This is a genomic window from Pseudomonas sp. PDM28, from assembly GCF_019219115.1.
Taxonomy (GTDB): domain Bacteria; phylum Pseudomonadota; class Gammaproteobacteria; order Pseudomonadales; family Pseudomonadaceae; genus Aquipseudomonas; species Aquipseudomonas laurylsulfatiphila.
Genome location: NZ_JAHUWG010000004.1, coordinates 430,537 through 450,930, shown reverse-complemented (window position 1 = coordinate 450,930; position 20,394 = coordinate 430,537). Strand labels below are relative to the sequence as shown.

The following is a 20,394-nucleotide window of genomic DNA, read 5'->3' as shown; positions in this document are numbered from 1 at the left end:
TTCTTACAAACACAAAAAAGCCGACATCACTGTCGGCTTTTTTGTCCGTCACTGCTTGGGCACTTCAGCCGGTTTGGCTGGCTCATCCGGTTTCGGTGCCGGATCATCAAACAGATTCAAACGCTCACGCACTTCGTGGGCCGGCAGTGGTTCCTTGTCCGCCGGCAACGCGTTCGGGTCGACCGGCGCGGTCGGTGCTGCGCCTGGTGCAGCCGAACCTTGCGGCGCATCGGGAGCAGGCTCTGCGCCTTGCGAGCCTTCGATCGCACGCTGGGCTTTCTTGGTCAGCACCACGATGTCGATACGGCGGTTGACCGGGTTGAACGGATGCTCGCGATCAAACAACGCCGACGAGGCATAACCGACCACGCGCGCCACCTGTGCATCCGGATAGCTGCCCGCCACCAGCGCACGACGTGCGGCGTTGGCACGGTTTGCCGAGAGCTCCCAGTTACCGAAATCACCGGTGCCGGTGTACGGCTTGGCATCGGTGTGGCCGCTGATGCTGATCTTGTTCGGCACCGCCTTGATGGTGTCGGCCATGGCCAGCAGGATGTCTTCGAAATACGGCTTCAAGCGAGCTGAGCCCGAGTCGAACATCGGGCGGTTTTCCGCGTCCATGATCTGGATACGCAGGCCGTCCTGAGTGATTTCGAACAGGATCTGGTCCTTGAACTTCTGCATCTGCGGGTTTTCTTCGACCTTGTTCTGCAGTTCCTGCAGCAACAACTCGAGGCGTTCCTTTTCGACCTGCTCGGCCATGCCTTCGACCTGGTCGGTATCGACGGTGACCTTGTCCGGCTGCGGCTGGGACTTCACCTCAGGGTTGAGGGTGTTTTCCGGCGCCATGGTCGGCGTGCCGCCCAGATCGATGATGTACGGCGTGCCGCTTTCGGAAAAGCCGATCGGGTCCTTGAAGTAACCGGCGATGGCAATCTTCTGTTCCGGCGTGGCAGTGGATAGCAGCCACAGCACCAGGAAGAACGCCATCATCGCCGTGGCGAAGTCGGCGAAGGCGATCTTCCACGCCCCGCCGTGATGCCCGCCGGCATAGCGCTTGACGCGCTTGATGATTATCGGCTGATTATTTTCCATGGCTTAACGACCACGAACCGCTTGTTCCAGCTCGGCGAAGCTTGGACGGTGCGCCGGGTACAGAACCTTGCGCCCGAACTCGACGGCCAGCGATGGCGGCATGCCGGACGCCGAAGCCACCAGCGAGGCCTTGATGGCTTCGTAGACGTTCAGCTCTTCCTTGGCATCGTGGGCCAGGGAATGGGCCAGTGGGCCAAAGAAGCCGTAGGCGGCGAGAATACCGAAGAAGGTACCGACCAGTGCCGCACCGACGTGCAGGCCGATGGACTTCTGGTCGCCCTCACCCAGGGAAGCCATGGTCACCACGATACCCAGAACCGCCGCGACGATACCGAAACCGGGCATGGCGTCGGCGATGCCGTTGACTGCGTGGGATGGGTGTTCCAGGTCTTCCTTGAGGCTGAACAGCTCCATGTCGAACAGGCCTTCCAGCTCGTGCGGGGCCATGTTGCCGGAGGACATGATGCGCAGGTAATCACAGATGAACGCGGTCATGCGCTCGTCCTTGAGGACCGTCGGGTACTTGGCGAAGATCGGGCTCGCGGCGGCATCTTCGATGTCGCCTTCGATGGCCATCATGCCTTCGCGGCGGCTCTTGTTGAGGATCTCGTAGATCAGGCCCAACACCTCGAGGTAAAAGGCGTGGTTGAAACGCGAACTGAACATGCCCAGGGATTTCTTGAGCACGTGCATCGTCATGTAGCCGGGGTTGGCCTGCAAGAATGCGCCGAGGGCTGCACCGCCAATAATCATGACCTCGAAAGGCTGGATCAGGGCGGCAATCTTGCCGTGGGAAAGCACGTATCCGCCGAGCACGCTCGCGAATACGACGATGATGCCGATAATTTTAGCCATAGGTTAGGAGAGCACTTACTGAGTCGGGTTCAAGGTCATATTCGGAAGTTAAAAAATCTCTTCTTCTACTTATCGGCAAAACTGCGCCAGACTATAGCCAGTTCAGGCGAAAAGCTAATTTGACCCCTTCCGGGCACAGGTATTGTTGACGATGATCGCCTCCCACCATGGTTAACGAAACGAACGTTCCAACCCCTAAACCGACGACGCTCGAAGGCTGGATCAAGCTGCTCGATGGCGTGCGCCTGCCGGTTCCGCAAGCCAGCCACGACCGGGTCTGCAAGGCCATCCGCGACAATCGCAGCTCGCTGCGCGATATCGCCGACCTCATGCAAGGCAGCCCCGCCCTGGCCTTGAGCGTGATTCGCGAAGCCAACCGGCACACCCACGGCGGCATGACCGAGCCTGCGGAAAACCTTGAAGTCGCGATCAATCGCCTCGGCCTGAAACGCACCGAAGAATTGCTCGCGCGCCTGCCCGCCGAGCCCCAGTCCGAAATCCCCAAAGCCTTGCGTCAGCTGCAGATGATCAGCCAGCACGCCACGCAACAGGCCAATGGTTTTTTTGCCAGTCGCCTGGCGCGCCTGTGGCAGGACATCCACTGGGGTAGCCTGCTGTTTCTTTCTCCCCTGTGGCCTTTGGCGCTGACCCATCCAGAACTGCTCGAAGACTGGGAGCTGCGGGTCATCCATAAAGGCGAGTCGGCACGTAAAGTCGAAAAGCAATTGTTTGGCGTACGCCTGCTGGACATCGGCCAGGCACTGGTGGAGGTCTGGCGCTTGCCGATCTGGGTGCAACAGGGCTATCGCCTGTTGCTCAACGAGCAGCGGGAACTGGTGAAAGTCCTGCGCATCGCCCGTGACAGCGAGCACCCGTTGCGCCAGCAGAACCGCCTCGATGACGATCCGACCCTGCGCCGCTGGCTCAATCAACCGGCCAATACGGTGCTGCTGGCCAACGGGCTGGCGCTGTCGGCACAACACGCCTGGGACAGCCCGCACAGTGAACGCTGGCAGTACCTGACCAGTCTTTACCTGCAAATGCCGATGGATGAGGTGCAACAACAACTGCACCAGCAAGCCGCCAACAGCGCACGCCATCACGCCATGCCCGACCTCTGGCACCCCGCCGAATCGCTGATCTGGCCGTGGGGCATGAACCGTGTCCACTCAGGTTTGCTACCGGCCGCGGCACCCACCGCCGAAGATCTGGCGAAATGGCGCAAGCAATGCGCCGAATTGCTGGTCGAGCCGAGTCGGTTCACCAATGCCATGCACCTGACCATTGCCGCCCGCGATGCTCTGGTGGCCTGCGGCATGCGTCGGGTGATGATCCTGATGGCCGACCGTAACCACGCCAACCTGCGCGTGCACCAGACGGCCGGCCTGCCGAAGGAAACGGCCGGGCTGAACTTCGTGGTCAGCCAGAGCAACGTGTTGCAACGCCTGCTCGCGCAACAGGCCCAGGTCCGCCTGACGCCGGCCAACAACGCGCAATTCTCGGCCCTGCTGCCCAACAGCCTGCGTTCGCAGTTCAGCGGCGAACACCTGCTGCTGCGCTCGCTGGTCAATAATGGCCGGGTGATCATGATCGTCGTGGCGGACCAGGGCGGCGGGCCGTTTTCGGAAATTTCCGTACAGGCCTTCGGCAAAACCGCGCAGTGCATCGAAAAAGCCCTGCATAGCTTTAGCCACCGCGGCCAATAAGGCTGCGCTACAATCCTCCCTTTTGTGCTCTGGAGACCTCACATGTCTGACTTCTCTGGCTTGCCGCTGGTGATCGAGCCGAGCGACTTGCTCCCTCGCCTCGACGCCCGCGAACTGATTCTGGTGGACTTGACCAGTGCCGCCCGCTACGCCGAGGGACACATTCCCGGCGCGCGCTTTGTCGATCCGAAACGCACGCAACTGGGGCAGGCACCCGCCCCGGGACTGATGCCGCCGCAGGCAGCGCTCGAAACGCTGTTTGGCGAGCTGGGACACAATCCCGATGCGGTCTACGTGGTGTATGACGATGAAGGCGGCGGTTGGGCCGGGCGCTTTATCTGGCTGCTGGACGTCATCGGCCACAGCAAGTACCACTATGTCGACGGCGGCCTGACGGCCTGGCTGGCGGAAGGCTTGCCCATGTCGATCCAGATCCCGCCGGCCGTGGGCGGCCCGGTTTCACTGACCTTGCACGACGAACCCACCGCCACCCGCGAATACCTGCAAAGCCGCCTCGGCGCCGCCGACCTGGCAATCTGGGACGCACGCGGACCGCTGGAGTATTCCGGCGAGAAAGTCCTGGCAGCCAAGGGCGGGCACATTCCTGGTGCGGTCAATTTCGAATGGACCGCCGGCATGGATCAGTCGCGCCAGCTGCGCATCCGCACCGACATGCCGCAGATCCTCGAACAACTCGGGATCAGCAAAGACAAAGAAGTGATTACCCACTGCCAGACCCACCACCGTTCTGGCTTCACCTATCTGGTGGCCAAGGCTCTCGGTTATCCGCGGGTCAAGGGCTACGCCGGCTCCTGGGGCGAATGGGGCAACCATCCCGATACCCCGGTAGAAATTTAAGATTTTTAAGGACTGTTAATGAACAAGCGTCTGTTTCTCCTCGGCCAGTACCTGCTGCCCCACAACTTGCTCTCGCGATTGGCCGGCTGCATCGCCGAATGCCGCGTGCGCTGGTTCAAGAATGCCTTTACCGCCTGGTTCGCCAAGCGCTATCAGGTGGACATGTCCCAGGCGCTGGTCGAAGACCTGACTGCCTACGAGCACTTCAACGCGTTCTTCACCCGCGCACTGAAAGACGGCGCCCGCCCGCTGGACGAGACTCCGGGCGCGATCCTCAGCCCGGCCGACGGCGCGATCAGCCAGCTCGGCCCGATCGAGCACGGTCGTATTTTCCAGGCCAAGGGCCACAGCTTCAGCGTGCTGGAACTGTTGGGTGGCGATGCGGCGAATGCTGCGCCGTTCATGGGCGGTGACTTCGCGACCATCTACCTGTCGCCGAAAGACTACCACCGCGTGCACATGCCGCTGGCCGGCACCCTGCGCGAGATGGTCTACATCCCGGGTCGCCTGTTCTCGGTCAACCAGACCACCGCTGAAAACGTTCCGGAACTGTTCGCCCGCAACGAGCGCGTGGCGTGCATTTTCGACACTGAGCGCGGGCCGATGGCCGTGGTGCTGGTGGGTGCGATGATCGTGGCTTCGATTGAAACCGTTTGGGCCGGCCTGGTCACGCCGCCGAAACGCGAGCTGAAAACCTTCCGCTACGACGAAGCCGCTCGCGCACCGATCCACCTGGAAAAAGGTGCGGAACTGGGTCGCTTCAAGCTGGGTTCGACCGCCGTCGTGCTGTTCGGGCCGGATCAGGTGAAGTGGGCTGAGGAAATGACGGCGGGTACAGCGGTGCAGATGGGTCAGGGCATGGGCGCACCAAAAGCCTGATAGACACCGCCATTCACTGTAGGAGCGAGCCTGCTCGCGATGGACGTTAACGATGACGCGGGCATTCTGAATGCCCGCGTCGCTCTCAGGTTCATCGCGAGCAGGCTCGCTCCTACAGGTGTTTTGCGGTGTTACAGCTGGCCGTCGCGATCGCGGAAGCCCAGCAGGTACAGCACGCCATCCAGCCCCAGCGTCGAAATCGCCTGTTTGGCTGACTGCTTGACCAGCGGCTTGGCGCGGAACGCCACGCCCAACCCGGCAATCGCCAGCATCGGCAAGTCATTGGCACCGTCGCCGACCGCAATGGTCTGCTCCAGGCGCAAGCCTTCCTTGTGTGCCAGTTCCTTCAGCAAATCCGCCTTGCGCTGAGCATCGACAATCGGCTCGACCGCCACGCCGGTGACTTTGCCGTCGACCACTTCCAGTTCGTTGGCAAACACATAGTCGATACCCAGCTTGGCCTGCAATTGCTTGGCGAAGTAGGTGAAGCCGCCCGACAGGATCGCAGTCTTGTAGCCCAGGCGCTTGAGTTCGGCGAAGAGGGTTTCCGCGCCTTCGGTCAGGCGCAACGAGGCACCGATGGAGTCCAGCACATTGACGTCCAGACCTTTGAGCAAGGCCAGGCGTTCCTTGAAGCTGGCGCGAAAATCCAGCTCGCCGGCCATCGCCCGCTCAGTGATTTCCGAAACCTTGTCACCCACGCCAGCCGCCTTGGCCAGTTCGTCGATCACTTCGGCTTCGATCAGGGTCGAGTCCATGTCGAACACCGCCAGGCGACGATTGCGACGGAACAGCGAATCTTCCTGGAAGGCGATGTCGACGTTCAGTTCCTGGGCGACGCTGAGGAATTCGGCCCGCAGCGCCTGCGGATCAGCCGCCTCGCCACGCACGGAAAACTCGATGCAACCCTTGCCCTTGTCGGCCGGGGTGTCCAGTGGCATGCGCCCGGACAGACGATCGATGTGGTCAATGTTCAGGCCATATTTGGCGGTGATCGAACTCACGGCCTGCAACTGCCCGGCTGTCACCTTGCGGGTCAACAGGGTCACGATGTGGCGCTTTTTGCCCTGGTTGCCGACCCACTGCTGGTAATCCTGCTCGGACACCGGCGTGAAACGCACCTGTTGATCGAGCTCGTAGCCCTTGAACAGGATGTCCTTGAGCACGGACTTGCCTTGCTCGGTGTCGGGAATTTCAACCAGGATGCCGAACGACAAGGTGTCGTGGATCACCGCCTGACCGATGTCGAGAATGTTCACACCACCCTGGGCCAGAACGCCGGTAATGGCCGCAGTCAGACCCGGACGGTCGACTCCCGTGATGTTTATCAGGACGATTTCGCGCAAGGCGCACCCCCGCAGGTGGAAAAAAACCGCATTCTACCCACTTTCAGTGACCATCGGGCACCGTGAGCGCTTTGACGGTCTAGGGCCTGTCGCTATACTGCGCGTCAACTTCACGGACAAAAGAGCCGAGCTCAAGTGAACCGGCCCACGCCAGTAAAAACCGATAACTTCTTCCTGCTGATCTTCCGGGCACTGCGCCACCGCCGTGTACCGATTGCATTGCGCATCGCCAGCCATAACGTGATCCTGGTCGCCCTGGCCCTGGTCATCTATGCCGGTGTGATGGGCCTGCAGTTCAAGCAGGCCATGCACGAGCAGGCGGATGCGCTGGGCGAAAGCCTGACGACGCAGACGGCCACTTCGGCCACGGAGCTGTTGGTGTCCAACGACATCCTCAGCCTCAATGTGCTGCTCAACAACCTGACCAAGAACAAGCTGGTGGCCCACGCCGCCATCTACAGCCCGGACAACCGCATCCTTGCCGAATCCGGCCAGCGTCCCAAGCATGGCCTGCTGGGCGAGGCCGAAGGCATGTACCAGAGCAAGATCACCTTCCAGGACGTGACCGCCGGGCAATTGCGTATCAGCCTTGACATGGACCAGTTCCAGCAGCCGATGACCATCAGCCTGCAAAGCATGGGCATCCTCAGCGCCATCCTGCTGGCCCTGTCCCTGGCCCTGAGCCTGCGCATGGGGCGTTATCTCTCAACACCCCTGCTGCAATTGCGGGTGTGGCTGCGCAATATCGATGAATACACCCCGGCCACCGACCGCCAGGACGAAATCGGCGACCTGGCGCGCCAGCTGCACGCCAACTTCGCCCCGGAGCCTGCCCCTGTGCCGGAACCGGAGCCGGAATTCGACGACGTCGATGACGAGGCTGACCCGGCCTTCGAAGTCCGCAACCTGCGCGATCCGAGTTTCGACGAGAGCCGCCCGGTAGCGGTGCTCAAGCCAGCGCCACGGCAGATCGTCAGCACCGTCGAAGACGACGATGACGAGGACCCGTTCGCCGACCTGCGCGACGAGTCGCTGGACAGCTCCCCGCAACCGGTGATTCGCAAGGCCACGCCGAGCGTGCCGCAACACAGCGCGGTACTGGCGGTGCAACTGGGCTCCCAGGAGCAACTGCGACGCTTGCCGCGGGCGCGCCTTGAAGAACTGCTGGAGCGCTATCGCGATTGCCTCGACCAGGCCGCATCGCTGTATCAAGGCGAAGTGGAGACCTTGAACGATGGCAGCACGCTGATGCTGTTTCACACCGAAGACAGCGGCGACGATTACCTGACCAACGCCATTTGCTGTGGCGAGCTGCTGCGAGCCCTTGGCCACCAGTTGCAGATCGAAGTCGCGGACAGCGGCATCACCCTGCAATTGCAGCTGGGCCTGACCTTGGGCGACGAACTGTTCGGCCTGAGCCAGATCGACCTGTTGCTGACCGACCCTGCCCAGGACGCCCTGGCCCTGTCGCAGCACAGCCGTAACCTGCTGCTGGTGGAGCGCAAGATCAGCGACGACGCCCTAATCCGTCAGCGCGCACGGATCCGCCCGATTGCCAGCCCCGAAGGTGCATGCTGTGTGGAGCGGTTGATGGAGCCGTATCCATCGATGCTTGAACGGCAACTGGCGCGGATGCACGAACGTCGGGCGTAAACCTTAGGCCCGGCCACAATGAAGCCCGCAGATGAGTGATCGTCTGCGGGCTTTTTGTTGCCTGTCCTGACGCCTTCGCGGGCAAGCCCGCTCCCACAGTGTCCGTGTCGTACACAAATCAGGTGTACGACACGGACACTGTGGGAGCTGGCTTGCCAGCGAAGAGGCCGGAACTGACGCCAGATATCCCCAGCCGGCAGAAACAATAAAGCCCGCACAAGGCGGCCTTTATTGGGGGAACAGCTTGAGTCGAAGCTTAGAAGCGGAACACTTCCATATCCGTACGAATAGGCGCAGCCATCGGGATCTTCGGCTGCTTTTCCCGCTCTACTGCAGGTGCAGCCGCCTTCGCTGGCGCTTTACGCGGGGCTTCGGCGATCGGTGGCTGATTGGCCAGCGGCTTGAGCGCCACCGACAATTGCTCTGCCAGGCGTTGCAGCAACACGCCCTGCGCCTGGACCTGAGCCGCCGTACTACCGGCATGCTGTTCCTGCAAATGGATGATGCGGTTGTCGCGGACCTGTCCGCGACGGTCGATCAGGCGCCATTGCGCATCGAGGATCGCCGGTTGCTTTGCACCCGAATCCAGGCGCGTGATGGTCAGCAGCACCTGAACGTCCGGGGTGAAGCCCAATGTTGCCGGGGCCAGCACTACGCGCTGGCTGTCCAGGTGACCTGCGACCTGACGCAGCAGCAACTGATCGATATCCGACGAAAGGCTACCGGCCCAACGACCGTCGGTCGCTGCTTGCAAGCTGCCATCCGGCTGGCGCTGCAACAGGGTTTCGCGCTGCAGGTAGTCGGCCACGGTGACCGGGCCCAACAATACCGCCATGCCCGCGTTCTGTGCAGGCTGAACCGGGTTTCCAGCGTCCAGCTGATACAGCGACACCGGTTGGTGAACGCTGCAACCCGCCAGGCCAAGAATGCCGGCGAGCATAAGAATAAAAGGAAGGCGCAGAGCAGTCATCGTCCCATCCAGGTGATCAATAAAAGGCTGATCACAGTGAAAATACTCAATAAATATGAATAACGCGCGGCAGTGCCGGCGCTTGAAAGGCCATATCATCCGTGAATATGCGTTCCGACTCCAGCGCAAAGCGCCGAACTACGGGTTAATTCGTAGTTCGGTGCTTCTATGTCGCCTAATTGAGGTTTTCGACGAGCAGCGCATCTACCCGCTGGAAGCCACGCGGCAACTTGTTGCCACGACGGCCACGTTCACCTTTGTAGTGTTCGAGGTCGTCCGCTTTCAGTGACAAGGTACGTTTCCCGGCCTGCAACACCAATGTTGCACCGTCCGGCAATACGGCGATGTCCGTCACATACTCTTCGCGACTGGCCACTCGCTCACCGGGAATCCCGATGATCTTGTTGCCTTTGCCTTTCCCTAATTGTGGCAGGTCGCTGATCTTGAAGATCAACAGGCGACCTTCGGTCGTCACCGACGCCAGCCAGTTCTGCTCACGATCGGCCACAGGGCGCGGCAGCATGACCTTGGCGTTGTTCGGCAGGCTCAACAGGGCCTTGCCCGCCTTGTTCTTGGCTTGCAGGTCCTCGCCCTTGACCACGAAACCGTAGCCGGCGTCGGAGGCAATCACGTACAACGCGTCATCTTCGGGCATCAGCACGCATTCGAAACTCGCTCCCGGCGGCGGCGTCAGGCGTCCGGTCAGCGGTTCGCCCTGGCCACGGGCCGACGGCAAGGTGTGGGCAGCCACCGAATAACTGCGGCCGGTGGAGTCGATAAACACGGCAAACTGGTTGGAGCGCCCGGCGGCCAGCGCCTTGAAACCGTCCCCGGCCTTGTAGGAAAGCCCGGTGGCATCGATCTCGTGGCCTTTGGCGGAGCGAATCCAACCTTTTTCCGACAGTACGACCGTCACTTTCTCGTTCGGCAGCAGATCGTGCTCGGTCAGGGCCTTGGCCTCGGCGCGCTCGACAATCGGCGAACGACGGTCGTCGCCGTAGGTTTCGGCGTCCTTGATCAGCTCGGTGCGCACCAGCTTTTTCAGCTTGGCTTCGCTGCTCAGCAGGGCTTGCAGCTTGGCTTGTTCCTTGAGCAATTCATCCTGCTCGGCACGCAGCTTCATCTCTTCCAGTCGCGCCAACTGACGCAAACGGGTGTCGAGGATGTAGTCGGCCTGGATCTCGCTCAGGGCGAAGCGTTCAATCAGTTTGGCCCGCGGCTGTTCCTCGGTACGGATGATGTGGATCACTTCATCCAGGTTGAGGTAGGCAATCAGCAAACCGTCCAACAGGTGCAGGCGACGCTCGACCTTGTCGAGGCGGAATTGCAGGCGACGACGCACGGTCTGCACCCGGAACTCCAGCCATTCGACCAGCAACGCGCGCAGGTTTTTCAGCTGCGGCTTGCCGTCCAGGCCGATGATGTTGATGTTGACCCGGTAGCTCGACTCCAGCTCGGTACTGGCGAACAAGTGTTGCATCAAGGCATCGTGGTCGAAGTTCTTGCGCGCCCCCGGAATGATCACGATCCGGCACGGGTTTTCATGGTCGGATTCGTCGCGCAAGTCGGCGATTTGCGGCGCCTTGGACGGCTTGGCCTGCATCATCGCAGCGATCTGTTCCAGCACCTTGGCGCCCGAGACCTGATGTGGCAACGCGGTGACGATGATGTCGCCGTCTTCGATGTGATACACGGCACGCATGCGCACCGAACCGCGACCGGTTTCGTAGATTTTCAGCAGGTCGGCGCGCGGGGTGATGATTTCCGCTTCGGTCGGGTAGTCCGGGCCCTGGATGTGTTCACAGAGCTGTTCGACCGTGGCCTTGGGCTCATCGAGCAAACGCACGCACGCCGTGGCGACTTCGCGCAGGTTGTGCGGCGGCACGTCGGTGGCCATGCCCACGGCGATGCCGGTGGTGCCGTTGAGCAGGATGTTCGGCAAACGCGCCGGCAGGACCAGCGGCTCGTCCAGCGTGCCGTCGAAGTTCGGCCCCCAGTCCGCCGTGCCCTGGCCCAGCTCGCTGAGCAGCACTTCGGAATAACGCGACAGCCGCGCTTCGGTGTAACGCATGGCGGCGAAGGACTTGGGATCATCCGGCGCACCCCAGTTGCCCTGGCCGTCGACCAGCGTGTAGCGATAGCTGAACGGCTGGGCCATCAGGACCATGGCTTCGTAGCAGGCCGAGTCGCCGTGGGGGTGGAATTTACCGAGCACGTCACCGACGGTACGCGCCGATTTCTTGTGCTTGGAATCGGCGTCCAGCCCCAGCTCGCTCATGGCGTAGACGATACGCCGCTGTACCGGTTTCAGACCGTCGCCGATATGCGGCAGGGCACGGTCCATGATCACGTACATGGAGTAGTTGAGGTAGGCATTTTCGGTGAAGTCAGCCAATGACCGGCGTTCTACACCGTCCAGGCTGAGATCAAGGGAGTCGCTCATGCGGGCCTCATCGGTTCGTTGTCTGGCGCAGCAGCATGGTGCCACCGCGCTGGGTAAATTCAAGTTTGTTCAGTGCGCTCATGCCGAGCAACACCTGATCGCCGTGCAGCCCCGGGGCCACCAGTGCGCGCACATCCCGCAGCACGATGTCGCCCAGTTGCAGGCGTTCAATACGGGTGCGATAGCCCTGGCTCAAGCCATTGGCCGTACTCAGGGTCACGCCGAATCCTTCTTCGAGCTTCAAACGCTTGGCCAGGTCCGCCGGAATCGACACATCGGTCGCCCCGGTATCGAGCATGAAGTCCACCGGCTGGCCGTTGATCTGACCGCTGGCAACGAAATGCCCCTGCACATTGCTGACCAGTTTCACCTCGATGAAACCTTCGCCCTGCTCCGAGCTGACCACCACGTTCGGGTTTTGCTGCCGTGCTTCCCACTGGCCGAAAAACCGCGTGGCCAGAAACAGCGCTGCGCACCAGGCCAGCACCATGAACACCCGGCCGATGCGCTGCCCCGGCGTTTGTCGGCTCATGGCTTGGCACTCCAGCCACCTTCCGGCGCAGCGAAACGCCAGACCACCGGACGCACTTCGCCATCGACACGGGCGCCAAAATTGTTGTCAACGCCAATCCAGGCGCCATCGGCATCCACGATCAACGCTTCTTCCAGCCCGTAGTTCTGTGGGTAACGACGGTTTTCCTGCAACAACTCCGCGGCGTAGGACCAGCAGCGCTCGACCTTGGCCGTCTGCGGATCCCGGCGACAAATCTGATAGGCGTTGCGTTCAAGGGTGAACAGCTTGCCGTTGAACAGCGACAGGTCAGAGAAATCCTGCGAGACAGCTTTGGCGTGGGGAAACTGCTCGGGTTGCATTTCCATGCCCGCCTCGCTCAGCAGCACGCAGCCACCGTCGCAATCCCACAACGTCTGTTTGCGCTTGACCATCAGCAGCCCGCGACCTTGACGCTCGGCGGCGAGCCACATCTGATCGCCCGCCGGATTGACCGCCAGCCCTTCGAACAGCGCATTGAATTGCAGCAACAGACCTCTGGCCCGCGCCTCGCGAACCATCATCGGCGAAATTTTCAGCCAGGTAGCAGGCCCCGTTGGCGGCACTTGCAAGACAGCGGCATGGCCTTCGCTGACGATGTAGCGATTGCCGGCGCTGTCGCAGGAGATGCCCTCGAAGTCCAGATCGCCGCCACGCACGAACGAAGCCCCCCAGACACTAGACTTCAACCCCCAGGGCAAGCCGCTGTCAGGTACCGGCGGCACGTCAATGTGCACCGCTTCGGCCTGCCAGGCAGGTCCGCTGGTATCGAGGCGATAGATCTGGTCATCGTCGCGGTCGGAAACTGCCCAAAGGTCCTTGCCGCACTGCGCCAGCCCGGACAGGTTGCCGCCGCGCATGCTGTCGACGACATGCCCGGACAACAGGCGCAGCTGTGGCGCCGGCTCGGCAGATACCGTAATCGACGTCAGCAGCAACGCACAGGCCAGGGCAAAGCCCAGACGCATCAGCCCAGCACCTCGGCCAGGTTGCCCTTGGACTCCAGCCAGGTCTTGCGGTCACCGGCGCGTTTCTTCGCCAGCAGCATGTCCATCATTTCCGAGGTCGCCTCGAAATCTTCCAGGGTCAACTGCACCAGACGCCGAGTGTTCGGGTCCATGGTGGTCTCGCGAAGCTGCGGCGGGTTCATTTCACCCAACCCTTTGAATCGGGTGACCTGCGGTTTGCCGCGTTTCTTCTCGGCCACCAGACGATCGAGGATGCCGTCGCGTTCGGCTTCATCCAGGGCGTAGTAGATTTCCTTGCCCAGGTCGATGCGGTACAGCGGCGGCATGGCCACGTAGACGTGACCGGCATCCACCAGCGGGCGGAAGTGCTGGACGAACAAGGCGCACAGCAAAGTCGCGATGTGCAGACCGTCGGAGTCGGCGTCGGCGAGGATGCAGATCTTGCCGTAGCGTAGCTGGCTCATGTCGGCCGCACCCGGATCGACACCGATCGCCACGGCGATGTTGTGCACTTCCTGGCTGGCCAGCACTTCGCTGCCGTCGACTTCCCAGGTGTTGAGGATCTTGCCGCGCAACGGCAGGATCGCCTGGAACTCTTTGTCCCGCGCCTGCTTGGCCGAGCCGCCGGCGGAATCACCTTCCACCAGGAACAGCTCGGAACGCATCGGGTCCTGCCCGGCGCAGTCGGCCAGCTTGCCCGGCAGCGCCGGGCCCTGGGTAATGCGTTTACGCTCGACCTTCTTGCTGGCCTTGAGGCGACGGCCGGCGTTATTGATCGCCAGTTCCGCCAGCAGCATGCCGGTTTCCGGGTGAGCGTTGAGCCACAGGCTGAACGCATCCTTGACCACACCGGAGACGAACGCCGCCGCTTCACGGGACGACAGGCGTTCCTTGGTCTGGCCGGAGAATTGCGGCTCCTGCATCTTCATCGACAGTACGAAGGCGATACGTTCCCAGACGTCTTCCGGCGCCAGCTTCACGCCGCGCGGCAACAGGCTGCGGAATTCGCAGAACTCGCGCATGGCGTCGAGCAGGCCTTGGCGCAAGCCGTTGACGTGGGTACCGCCCTGGGCGGTTGGGATCAGGTTGACGTAGCTTTCCTGTACCGCGTCGCCACCTTCGGGCAGCCACAGCAGCGCCCAATCCACCGCTTCCTTATTACCGGCCAGGCTGCCGCAGAACGGCTCGTCCGGCAGGCGCTCGAACTCGCTGACCGCATCCACCAGATAGGAACGCAGGCCGTCTTCGTAATGCCATTCGACTTTCTCGCCGGTGGCTTTGTCTTCAAAACTGACCAGCAGCCCCGGGCACAACACGGCCTTGGCCTTGAGCACGTGCTTGAGGCGGCTGATGGAAAACTTGGGAGAGTCGAAGTATTTCGGATCCGGTGCGAAGAACACACTGGTGCCGGTGTTGCGTTTGCCGACAGTGCCGACGATCTCCAGCTCGGTGGCCTTGTAGCCATCCTTGAAGGTCATCTGGTACTCGTTGCCGTCACGCTTGACCCGTACCCGCACTTCGGTGGACAAGGCGTTGACCACGGAAATACCCACCCCGTGCAAACCGCCGGAGAACTGGTAGTTCTTGTTGGAAAACTTGCCACCAGCATGAAGCTTGGTGAGGATCAACTCGACGCCCGAAACGCCTTCCTCGGGGTGAATGTCCACCGGCATGCCACGGCCGTCATCGCTGACTTCCAGGGAATGGTCGGCATGCAGGATCACCTGTACCGATGAGGCATGCCCGGCCAGGGCTTCGTCGACACTGTTGTCGATGACTTCCTGGGCAAGGTGGTTCGGCCGACTGGTGTCGGTGTACATGCCGGGGCGTTTGCGCACCGGGTCGAGGCCCGAGAGGACTTCGATGGCGTCGGCGTTATAAGAGCTAGCGCTGGGAGTGGCCATGGGGTCTCGTCGTCAGTGTTCGGTGAAAAAAGAATTCATGGGGCTATCGCTCACAATGCGCTGAAATCGATTGCCTGATACAAATCGGCGCCGATGCCGGCAAAACTCAACATGGCCGGCAGTCGCGTGGCAAAACCCTGGAAACTGTGGTCGCCACCGGCCTGGATACGCAAGGCGCATGCCCGGTAATACTGCTGGGCGAGACGATAGTCCAACGTTTCGTCAGCTGTCTGCAACCATACCTGATAACGCTGCGGATCCCGGGGTGCCGGCACTTCCAGCTCGGCCAGGGCCGTCACGTGGTCGTGGGTCAATTCCCAGGCCTCCTCGGTATACAGGTTTTTCTGCGTCCCCAGATAGCCGTCGAACATCCGGTGCGGGCTGACGGCAGGGTTGATCAACAGGGCTTTCAAGCCATGGCGCTCGGCCAGGTGAGTGGCATAGTAGCCGCCGAGGGAGCTGCCGACCAGCAGTGGCCGTCCCAGTTCGGCGATCGCCTGCTCCAGTTGCTCGATAGCCTGGCGCGGGTGGTGGTGCAATGCCGGAACGCGCAAGTGTTCGCTCAGGCCCAGACGTTCCATCACCTCGACCAACTGGCAGGCCTTCTTCGACAACGGCGAGCTGTTGAAGCCGTGGATATATAGGATCGAACCGGACATTTGAGTTCCCTGTGCGTCGGCTAAAGAGTCGGAGTTTACAGGGACTCTGGGGAATCGGGGATATCCGCGAAATTCAAGGCGTCTGTGTAGACGCCTTCGCGAGCAAGCCCGCTCCCACAGGGGACTTGTGACCGACGCCAATCCCGTGTGGGAGCGGGCTTGCTCGCGAAGGCCGCGCCCCGGTTTTCCAGAAAAATGAAAAATCAGTAGCCGTTGGAACCGTAATCCACGGTGAAATCGAACCCGGTGACCCGCTCTACCCCGGTTTCCAGCCCCCCATCGGGCAGCAGGCGCAACCAGCGATACCCCGGCGCCTGTTCCCCGACCTTGAAATCCTCGCTGCCAGGCTCGAACTGGATGCAGGTCGAGGGCGAGGCAATCAATCGCACGCCGTTGCGCCTCTGATCGATTTCCTGGTGCACATGCCCCCACAACACCGCGCGCACCTGTTCGAAACGGTCCAGCACGGCGAACAGCGCCTCGGGATTGCGCAAGCCAATCGGTTCCATCCAGGCACAACCGATGGACACCGGGTGATGGTGGAAGCACACCAGATGATGGCGTTCCGGTGCTTCGCTCAACGAGCGGGCGAGCAACTGCAACTGTTCATCCTGCAAATATCCCGGCACCGAGCCCGGCACCGCCGAATCGAGCATCGTGACCCGCCAGTTGCCGATATCCACCACCGGCTCGAGCAAAGCGCTCTGCACCGCGGCCTCGGCCATGACCTGCGGCTCATCGTGGTTGCCGGGGATCCAGCGCGCCGGTGCATCGAGCTGGCGCGTCATCTCGCGAAATTGCCGATAGGACGCCAGCGTCCCGTCCTGGGACAGATCACCCGTGGCCAGGATCAAATCGATCTGCGGCTGTTGCGCGCGCACCAGTTCGATGACCTTTTGCAGGCTGTCACGGGTGTTCATGCCCAGCAACGCAGCGTCCGCTTCGGCAAACAGATGGCTGTCGGAGAGTTGCACCAGCAACGCCGGATCGGCGGTGGTCAATGTGGATACGCTCGGCAAGGCGTTCTCCCAGGGCGTGATCACGGGGATGGGTAAGTGCCGCAATTATGCTGGGGGACGATCGAAAGGGGAAATCCGTGAACCTGACGCAGTTCACAACTGCGCTTCACGGTTAACGTACGACTTCGTACTCATGCCCCAGCGCCAGGCAATGGCTCAGCCATTCGCCCAGAAACATGTTCAGCTGGGCTTTTTCGTCCGGCTGGTGCATCGAGGCGTTCGGGTAAGGATAGATGCCGCGAAAGCGTCGTGCATGTTCGGCGCTGACCACTTCGGCCATGCGCGCGTCGTGATAGACCTGCACTTCCAGTTGCGGCACCGGCAGCCATGGCAGGCTGTGTTCCTGGCGCACTTGCAGAGTCGTGGTGTAAGGACAGGTCAGCAATACCTCCAGGGCCAGCACGCCGAGCATCTGGTCGCCATGGGTCACGGCGATGCGCCGCGCGGCAGGCTCGCTGCGCATGTCCGGCAGCAGTCGCATCAGGCGCGCGTAGTTCGCCTCGCAGGACGCTTGCAGCCCCACCAGGTCTACCCGATAGCGATCGCGCAGCTTGTTTACGACCATAACCCCCTCACTTCAACGCGGTTCAAAGCCAGCCATTGCAAGGCAATGATGCTCGCCGCGTTGGCAATACGCCCGTCGCGCACGGCTTGCAGGGCATCTTCGAAAGCCCAGACCGTGACGCGGATGTCTTCTGCCTCTTCCTCCAGCCCATGCAGGCCGCCAACCCCGGTAGTGTCACAACGCCCCAGGTACAAATGCACGAATTCGTTACTGCCGCCCGGCGATGGAAAATATTTGAGCATCGGCCAGAGCGCCCCGATTTCCAGCCCAGCTTCCTCCTGCGCTTCGCGGTGAGCAACTGCTTCCGGCACTTCATCCTTGTCGATCAGACCAGCGACCAGTTCGATCAGCCACGGGTTGTCGGCCTTGCCCATGGCGCCGACGCGAAACTGCTCGATCAGCACCACTTCATCGCGCTGCGGATCGTAAGGCAACATGCAGACCGCATCATGGCGAACGAACACTTCACGATTGATCTCACGGCTCATGCCACCGGCGAACAATTCGTGGCGCAAGTGCACGCGTTCGAGCTTGTAGAAACCCTCGTAGCATTTTTCGCGCCGCACGATATCAACGGCGGTCGGAATGGCGTTGGCAAAATCCGTCATGACAATCCTCGTGACTGCGAATCCTGAACGAGGCTCCTATCTTCCTGGGCCTCGACTTCGCGCCATCCTAACGCGCCCGCGATGTTTGATGCAGCCCCTTTCCCGTCAGCGGGATGGACGGTGAAGGCGAAACCCTCTCTAATTAGCTTAGTGGCGAACTGATTGCTTTGTTGAGAGTCGAAGCCGGTAACTTTTTGCCTTCCCCTGTTTCAGAAAGGACGCCCATGTCGCTTTTCAAAATCGCCTCCGTGGCCGCCATCGCCTTGACCCTGGGCGCTTGCGCGAGCCTGTTCCAGCCCAACTACCGGACGCCGCTGGAAACCACCCGCGACGCTTCCGAGCAACTCAAGCCCGGTTGCAGCAACCCGGAGTGCCCGCTGGTCAACATCGACACCCTGCACTTTCCGGACGAGCCTGCCCTGGACGGCATCATCGAAAAACGCCTGCTGCAAATGACCCGCACCTCGCCCGACGCGCCGGTCGCCCCGACCCTGGCAGCCTATCGCGAAGAATTCCTGCGCACCGCCGGCCCGCGCAACAGCAGCTATCTGCAGGCGAAGGTACGTGAGCAGCATGACGGCTTGGTGATCATCGAATTGTCCAGCTACCTGGACACCGGCGGCGCCCATGGCACGCCGGGGCGGGGTTTCATCAACTACTCGCGCCAGCAGCATAAAGTGCTGACGTTGTCTGACATGTTGGTGCCGGGGCAGGAAGACGCGTTCTGGAAAGCCGCGCAAGTGGCGCACAACAGCTGGCTGATCAGCACCAAGCTCGATCAGGAACCGGAGTTCGTGAAGAGCTGGCCGTTCCAGAAAACCCAGAACGTGGCGCTGACCTACGGCGGGGTGATCCTCAAGTACGAAACCAGCACCATTGCGCCTTACGCGCTGGGCCATGTCGAACTGAAGATCCCCTACCCTCGCCTGAACGGCATCATCAAGCCCGAGCTGTTTCCCGGCCGTAACTGAAGGCCCGGCCCAGCACCAGCTGCAGCAACCCTGCCAGGACCAGCGCCGGCAGGGTTGCACCCACGTCCGGATACAGGTTGGCGAGCAGATGGTAAGTGCTGATCCCACCCAGCCAGGCCAGCAGCGCCGGCCAGCGCAAAGCGGCTGAAGCCACCTGGCCACTGCGCTTGCGCAGGATGAAGTGGTCCACCAGTACCACGCCGAACAATGGCGCAAACACCGAACCAATCAGCAGCAGGAAGTTCTGGTACTGGGCCAATGGCGCCAGCAGGGCAATCAGCATGCAGATAACGCCGATGGCCAGGGCCAGATGCTCGACTTTGGCACGCAACAGAATCCCGCTGGACACCGCCGCCGAGTGAATATCGGCAAAGGCGTTTTCCGATTCATCCAGAAGAATCAGCAGCAGCGGAATCCCCAGGCCGGCCCCGGCCAGCGCCAGCAGCAAGGCATTGACTTCACCGCTCGGCGCGAATGCCAGGGTGTAGGCCACGCCCAGGCTCATCAGCCAGAAGTTACCGATGAAGAAACCGATGGAGGTGCCACCGAAGACGTTTTTCGCCCGCTTGCCGAACCGCGAGTAGTCGGCGATCAGCGGCAGCCAGGAAAGCGGCATGGCAATGGCGATGTCGAAACCCACGGCAAACGGCATCGAACCGTCACCGGCCTGGGCCCACAATGCAGCCAGGTCAGCCTTGGCGAACAGGTTCCAGGTCAGCCAGATGCACGCGGCCAGCAGCAGCCAGATACCCCACTTGCGCAGGATCTGCCGGACGAAAGTCAGCGGGCCACTGACCGCCAACAGGGTCGCCAGGGCGCCGAAGAACAGGGTCCAGAGCAGCGGATTCGACAGCAGGCTGCCTTCGCTGAAGGCTTTCGCGCCCAACAGGCTGGCGGCATCGCGCATGACAATGATTTCGAACGAACCCCAACCGATCAGTTGCAGCAGGTTCAGCACCGCTGGCAGGCTCGCCCCCTTGGTACCGAGGCTGAGCTTGAGGGCGGCCATCGACGACAGGCCGGTGTCACTGCCAATCACCCCGACCGCCGCCAGCAGCAGAACGCCGACCAGGGTGCCGAGGAAAATCGCCAGCAACGAACCGGACAGGCCCAGTCCCGGCGCGAGCAATGCGCCGGTCTGCAACACCATCAGGCCGATGCCGAGGGAGAACCACAGGGAAAACAGATCGCGACCGCCGAACACACGTTTGTCGGTTGGCACCGCGATGTCGGGGGAGTAAGTGCTGGGTTGAATGCTCAAGGGTGTTATCTCAGAGGGACACATTTTGTTTTTGGGAGTTTCGGTGTCTGAACTGGCGCTTTCGCGAGCAAGCCCGCTCCCACA

The 20,394-nt window shown here is 61.7% G+C and carries 18 protein-coding genes; 5 read left to right on the top strand and 13 right to left on the bottom strand.

Translation table 11 applies throughout. From position 1 onward, the window contains the following. Positions 1 to 48: 48 nt before the first annotated feature. Together motB and motA are read right to left on the bottom strand one after the other, a co-directional pair. On the bottom strand, positions 49 to 1,095 hold the full coding sequence (gene motB / locus KW841_RS11355) for a flagellar motor protein MotB (protein ID WP_218476010.1): 1,047 nt from the start codon (positions 1,093 to 1,095) through the stop codon (positions 49 to 51). 3 nt (positions 1,096 to 1,098) lie between these two features. After that, positions 1,099 to 1,950 carry a flagellar motor stator protein MotA gene (motA, locus tag KW841_RS11350; RefSeq protein WP_046039800.1) on the bottom strand — a complete coding sequence of 284 codons (852 nt, stop codon included), beginning with the start codon at positions 1,948 to 1,950 and terminating at the stop codon, positions 1,099 to 1,101. Positions 1,951 to 2,117: 167 nt separating this feature from the next. Between motA and KW841_RS11345 the strand changes: the two genes are divergently transcribed. From KW841_RS11345 to asd, 3 genes are read left to right on the top strand one after another with little or no spacing between them, the layout of a single operon-like run. Continuing rightward, positions 2,118 to 3,656, top strand: a complete 1,539-nt coding sequence (locus KW841_RS11345) for an HDOD domain-containing protein (protein WP_218476008.1) — start codon at positions 2,118 to 2,120, stop codon at positions 3,654 to 3,656. A 42-nt stretch (positions 3,657 to 3,698) separates the two neighbouring features. After that, the gene (locus KW841_RS11340) at positions 3,699 to 4,514 is read left to right on the top strand and encodes a rhodanese-like domain-containing protein (RefSeq protein WP_104451569.1); all 816 of its coding nucleotides are present in this window, start codon (positions 3,699 to 3,701) and stop codon (positions 4,512 to 4,514) included. Positions 4,515 to 4,532: 18 nt separating this feature from the next. After that, the gene (gene asd / locus KW841_RS11335) at positions 4,533 to 5,393 is read left to right on the top strand and encodes an archaetidylserine decarboxylase (RefSeq protein WP_218476005.1); all 861 of its coding nucleotides are present in this window, start codon (positions 4,533 to 4,535) and stop codon (positions 5,391 to 5,393) included. Positions 5,394 to 5,524: 131 nt separating this feature from the next. On the opposite strand, the gene serB is transcribed toward asd, so the two are convergent. Further along, positions 5,525 to 6,739 carry a phosphoserine phosphatase SerB gene (gene serB / locus KW841_RS11330; RefSeq protein WP_057395688.1) on the bottom strand — a complete coding sequence of 405 codons (1,215 nt, stop codon included), beginning with the start codon at positions 6,737 to 6,739 and terminating at the stop codon, positions 5,525 to 5,527. A gap of 135 nt (positions 6,740 to 6,874) precedes the next feature. Here serB and KW841_RS11325 point away from each other — a divergent pair, with 135 nt between their 5' ends. Continuing rightward, positions 6,875 to 8,392, top strand: a complete 1,518-nt coding sequence (locus tag KW841_RS11325) for an AhpA/YtjB family protein (protein WP_218476003.1) — start codon at positions 6,875 to 6,877, stop codon at positions 8,390 to 8,392. A gap of 256 nt (positions 8,393 to 8,648) precedes the next feature. Here the strand turns inward: KW841_RS11325 and KW841_RS11320 are convergent, their stop codons facing one another. The 9 genes from KW841_RS11320 to KW841_RS11280 all read right to left on the bottom strand — a co-directional run bounded on the left by KW841_RS11320 (position 8,649) and on the right by KW841_RS11280 (position 18,078). Then, positions 8,649 to 9,362, bottom strand: a complete 714-nt coding sequence (locus KW841_RS11320) for a membrane integrity-associated transporter subunit PqiC (RefSeq protein ID WP_218476000.1) — start codon at positions 9,360 to 9,362, stop codon at positions 8,649 to 8,651. 175 nt (positions 9,363 to 9,537) lie between these two features. After that, positions 9,538 to 11,805, bottom strand: coding sequence for a DNA topoisomerase IV subunit A (gene parC / locus KW841_RS11315; RefSeq protein ID WP_015093214.1), 2,268 nt, complete (start codon positions 11,803 to 11,805; stop codon positions 9,538 to 9,540). 7 nt (positions 11,806 to 11,812) lie between these two features. After that, the gene (locus tag KW841_RS11310; RefSeq protein WP_007977469.1) at positions 11,813 to 12,337 is read right to left on the bottom strand and encodes a TIGR02281 family clan AA aspartic protease; all 525 of its coding nucleotides are present in this window, start codon (positions 12,335 to 12,337) and stop codon (positions 11,813 to 11,815) included. Further along, complete coding sequence (locus KW841_RS11305) at positions 12,334 to 13,323, bottom strand: esterase-like activity of phytase family protein (RefSeq protein ID WP_218475998.1); 990 nt, start codon at positions 13,321 to 13,323, stop codon at positions 12,334 to 12,336. The genes KW841_RS11310 and KW841_RS11305 overlap by 4 nt, the downstream gene beginning before the upstream one ends. Then, positions 13,323 to 15,227: a DNA topoisomerase IV subunit B gene (parE, locus tag KW841_RS11300; RefSeq protein WP_007977465.1), complete on the bottom strand. Its 1,905-nt coding sequence runs from the start codon at positions 15,225 to 15,227 to the stop codon at positions 13,323 to 13,325. The genes KW841_RS11305 and parE overlap by 1 nt, the downstream gene beginning before the upstream one ends. Positions 15,228 to 15,277: 50 nt before the next feature. Then, the gene (locus KW841_RS11295; RefSeq protein ID WP_104451575.1) at positions 15,278 to 15,886 is read right to left on the bottom strand and encodes a YqiA/YcfP family alpha/beta fold hydrolase; all 609 of its coding nucleotides are present in this window, start codon (positions 15,884 to 15,886) and stop codon (positions 15,278 to 15,280) included. Between the two features lie 203 nt (positions 15,887 to 16,089). Next, positions 16,090 to 16,905, bottom strand: a complete 816-nt coding sequence (gene cpdA / locus KW841_RS11290; RefSeq protein WP_218475996.1) for a 3',5'-cyclic-AMP phosphodiesterase — start codon at positions 16,903 to 16,905, stop codon at positions 16,090 to 16,092. 112 nt (positions 16,906 to 17,017) lie between these two features. Then, complete coding sequence (locus KW841_RS11285) at positions 17,018 to 17,470, bottom strand: DUF1249 domain-containing protein (RefSeq protein ID WP_007977461.1); 453 nt, start codon at positions 17,468 to 17,470, stop codon at positions 17,018 to 17,020. Beyond that, positions 17,461 to 18,078 (bottom strand): NUDIX domain-containing protein, encoded by a 618-nt coding sequence (locus KW841_RS11280; protein ID WP_007977460.1) that lies wholly within the window; start codon positions 18,076 to 18,078, stop codon positions 17,461 to 17,463. Before KW841_RS11280 ends, KW841_RS11285 begins: the two co-directional genes overlap by 10 nt. Before the next feature lie 224 nt (positions 18,079 to 18,302). Between KW841_RS11280 and KW841_RS11275 the strand changes: the two genes are divergently transcribed. Further along, positions 18,303 to 19,049 (top strand): RsiV family protein, encoded by a 747-nt coding sequence (locus KW841_RS11275; protein ID WP_104451577.1) that lies wholly within the window; start codon positions 18,303 to 18,305, stop codon positions 19,047 to 19,049. Here KW841_RS11275 and cytX read toward each other — a convergent pair. Next, entirely contained in the window at positions 19,018 to 20,310 is a 1,293-nt protein-coding gene (cytX, locus tag KW841_RS11270) for a putative hydroxymethylpyrimidine transporter CytX (RefSeq protein WP_218475994.1), read from the bottom strand. The two genes, KW841_RS11275 and cytX, sit on opposite strands and share 32 nt — an antisense overlap. Between the last annotated feature and the right edge of the window lie 84 nt (positions 20,311 to 20,394).